4 protein-coding genes are annotated in these 3646 nt (G+C 69.5%); 1 reads left to right on the top strand and 3 read right to left on the bottom strand.

Annotation, left to right across the window (positions count from 1 at the left end):
* Positions 1-630, bottom strand: a 630-nt coding sequence (locus tag AC27IQ_RS20290) for a siderophore-interacting protein (RefSeq protein ID WP_487090571.1), incomplete at its 3' end; no start/stop codon positions are given.
* Between the two features lie 128 nt (positions 631-758).
* Positions 759-1277: a PadR family transcriptional regulator gene (locus AC27IQ_RS20285; RefSeq protein WP_317356777.1), complete on the bottom strand. Its 519-nt coding sequence runs from the start codon at positions 1275-1277 to the stop codon at positions 759-761.
* A 232-nt stretch (positions 1278-1509) separates the two neighbouring features.
* Between AC27IQ_RS20285 and AC27IQ_RS20280 the strand changes: the two genes are divergently transcribed.
* On the top strand, positions 1510-2268 hold the full coding sequence (locus tag AC27IQ_RS20280; RefSeq protein WP_487090570.1) for a M91 family zinc metallopeptidase: 759 nt from the start codon (positions 1510-1512) through the stop codon (positions 2266-2268).
* 28 nt (positions 2269-2296) lie between these two features.
* On the opposite strand, the gene AC27IQ_RS20275 is transcribed toward AC27IQ_RS20280, so the two are convergent.
* A partial coding sequence (locus tag AC27IQ_RS20275) for a flavin monoamine oxidase family protein (protein ID WP_487090569.1) occupies positions 2297-3646 on the bottom strand: 1350 nt, incomplete at its 5' end.

Genomic DNA, 3646 nt, shown 5'->3' with positions numbered 1-3646 from the left:
CGGGTGGGCAGGGGCTGCTCGTGCGGCCGGGCCGTCCACCTCGGCCAGCACCAGCACGGGCGTACCAGCGGGCAGCTCGGCGAGGCGGCGGGCGATGGCGGGCAGGGCCGTGTCGTCGCCGATCAGCACGTAGCCGTCGAAGGCGGTGGGAATGACCATGGAGCCGCGCGGGCCCCCCACGCCCACGGTCTGCCCGGGCGCGGCCTGCAGCGCCCATTGCGTGGCCGGGCCGGCGTCGTGCAGCGCGAAGTCGATGGTGAGGGTGCGCGCGGCGATGTCGTGGTGGCGCGGCGTGTAGTCGCGCATGGTGGGCCGGGGCGAGTCGGGCGCGAGGCCCCCGGTGTCCGCCGGCACGGGAAAGTCGATCCGGCCCGTGGCGGGGTCGGGCAGGATGAGCTTCACGTGGTCGTCGAAGCCCGCGCTGTCAAAGCCCTCCAGGTCTGGGCCGGTGAGGACGATGCGCACGCAGTGCGGCGTGACGCGCTCGGCGCTTTGCACGGTGAGGATGCGCCGGCGCAGTTCATGGCGCATGCGCTGGGGCGCGCGGGCCGCCAGCAGTTCGGGGGAAGGCTGCGCTGCGGTGGCGGCAGAGGTGGCTGGGGTGGTGGTCGAAGCGGACAGTGTGGTCATTTCAGGGCTTTCTGCCGGGGCGATGCCGGCGTTGCGGAGGGAGGCCAGGGCGTCGTGGGGCGCACTCCGGGCAACGGGGGCCGGGGCGGTCGCTCTGGGGCGTCCTGCAGGCCGGCGGGGAACAGGTGCTAAAGGCGCTCGATCTGCCGCGCCGCGGCGTCCAGCGCATCGGCGATGGCATGGATCTGCGCCTCGGCCAGCGGCTCGCGCGCCAGGCGAAGGTGCAGCGCATGGCGCAGGTTGTGCACGGCGCGCTCGATGGGCGCCGGGCGCTCGCCGTGACCGCCGCCGCGCATCGGCAGGCCGCTGGCCATGCGGGCCAGCAGCGCATCCACCTCGGCGCGGTGCTCGGCCAGGTGGTCGCGCCCCGCATCGGTCAGCGTGTGCAGCTTGCGGCCGCCATCGGCCGTGACGGTGACATGGCCCATCTCTTCCAGCAGGGTGAGCGTGGGGTAGATCACGCCGGGGCTGGGGCTGTAGGCACCGTTCAGCCGGTCTTCGATGGCCTTGATGAGCTCGTAGCCGTGGCGCGGCTTGTCGGCGATGAGCTGCAGCAGCACGAGGCGCAGCCCGCCGTGGCCGAACACGCGGCCGCCACCACGCCGCTCGAGAGGGGGCTGGCGCGCATCCAGGAATTCATGCTTCATGGGGAAATTAGATATATCTAAAAACAAAAGATATATCTATTTTGGAAACGGGCTGATTGGCTGCCTGGGGTATCCCTGCCGGCTCCATGGTCTGTGAGAGCTTGCCGGTGCCCAACCCCTTCCCGGGATGCCGTTCGGAACCTGGTCACTTCCTTCGCGTCGCGGGCCGCCGCGTGACCGGGATGCCGGTAGCGTCTTTCCCTTTTCGGCAAACGCCGCCAGGAGGTGTCCCATGCCCATCCACCGCACGGATTTTCCCGGTGTCTACATCCATACGCCCCGGCCGCAGGAAGCGGGCGCTTGCAACCTCCAGCAGGTGGAAGCCCTTGAAGCCAAGAACCAGGATTTCTTGCACCGCAACCAGGGAACCCTGGCGCAACTGGCGTCCCAATCTTCCGGCCGCACGCTCCTGCGGCAGATCGAATCCATCACCACCATGGCGCCCCGAAAGCGCGTGGTGCTGACGCCTTCGCAAGGGGGTTGGCCGCAAGCGCTTTCCTGCCAGCAGATCGCTGGCAACACGCAGTTGCGGCCCATGGACAATTGGGACGACATCGACAGCTACATGAGCCGCCGTCCGTCGGGCGATTCGTTCATGCCCGAAGTGGCGGCCGCCCCGATGCCCGGCAGGGAGACTCCCGGCGCAGACGAAGTCTGGATCCGCACCGACCCAGACATCGGCATGAAGTTTTCATCCGATGACTCGGATGAGTACGAGTTGAGCGCAGACCATTACGTTGCAACGCTCGGCCACGAAATGATCCATGCGCGGGACAGCCTGCACGGCATTCAGCCACACCGCTCGGAAGACACCTCGACCTCTGGTCATCAGGGCTCGGACCGTCCTTTGGAGAAAGCGCTGCTGCCCGTGGAGTTGCGCACGATCGGCGTCGGACCCTATGCCGACGAAGTCCCTTCAGAAAACTCCATTCGAAGAGAACATGGGCTGACGCTGCGCAGGAGCTATCACGGCTTTACCGATGACCATTGATGGACAGAGGGGGGCCAGAGAAAAGCGCTCAGGCCAGTGCCGCCGCGTGCCCGCGCGTGAAAGCCTCTTCGAACACCGAATAGCCCGACCAGTCCGCATGCGCGAATGCCAGCCGCGCGGTGCCGGGCGTGGGTGGCACGGGTACGCGCTCTCCGTTCGATAGCGCATAGCGCTTGCCAGACGGTCGCTGCGGCGCGATTTTGCTGAGAAACGCCTGGGTGCCCGGCAAAGGGATCGACATGGCATGGCCGTAGCGCGTGATCTCCATGCGCCGCGCATGCTTGGCCAGGTCGGGGTGCGGCGCGGCCAGCCCGGCGAGGATGGCGTCGCGCCAGTGCGCCCAGGGTTGCTCCGCCAACTGCCGGCGGCCATCGGCCACGTCGCCCAGCGCCTGGTAGTAGGTGAGCACGGTGGCGGCCGGGCGCGGGTCCAGCCGCTGGTGGCCGGCGTTCACGTAGCCCAGGCCGCCGGGCGTAGGGTCGGCGTAGAGCACGTTGTCCCAGGCGGGGGCCGCGCCTTCGCGGTCGGCCAGCGGGGCGTCAATGTGGATGTTGGCGACCAGCCAGGGCGCCCACGACAGGCGCTGCGCCGCCTGCTGCAGGAAGCCGGGCGGGTTGCGCACCACGCGCGCCGCGACGAAGACCGGCAGCGCCACGATGCAGCGGCGCGCCTGCCAGCGCTCCACGCTCTCGCTGGCGTGGTGGAACACGTCCACCTCCACGCCCTGGCGGGTTTCCTCGATGCGCAGCACCGAGCTGCCAGTGCGCAGCTGCCCGCCGGCCTGCAGCGGCGCGGCCAGGCGCTGGGTGAGCCAGCCGTTGCCCTCGGGCCAGGTGAGCACGCCCTCGCGGTCTTCGGTGGCCGCATCGCCGGGCGCATGGAAGCCGTGGCGGCTGGCGAAGTAGTGGATGCCCGCCCAGGCCGACACGCGCGCCGCGCCGGCGCCGTAGTCGTCGCGGCAGCAGTAGTCCAGGTACCAGCGCAGATGCGTGTCGTCGAAACCCTCCTGCTCCAGCCATGCTATGAAAGTAATAGCGTCAAGCCGTAGATGAATCTGCGCCAGGGGCTGATTGGGCTTCCATCCTTTGACCACCGGCATGGTGAAGGGCGCCGCGCGGCCCAGTTCGGCCACGCGGGTGGAAAAGCGCCGGTACTGCGCCAGCGTTTCGGCGCCCACGCCCTGCACGGGCAGCAGCCCGTCCTGCCACTGCCCCTGGAAGAACAGGCGCTCCTGCGGGCTGTGGCACAGGTGGCGCTCGTCGTAGCGCCAGCGCCCGGCCACGCGCTGGCGCAGGCCCAGTTCTTCCAGCAGGTCCTGCACCTCGCGCGCGCTGTCGCCCGGCACGGGCAGGTAGTGCGCGCCCAGCGGGCAGGCCAG

This window comes from Acidovorax sp. KPB24-07 (genome assembly GCF_057543315.1).
Note: the sequence above shows the minus strand (reverse complement) of the source record. Positions and strands in the feature narration are given on the sequence as shown.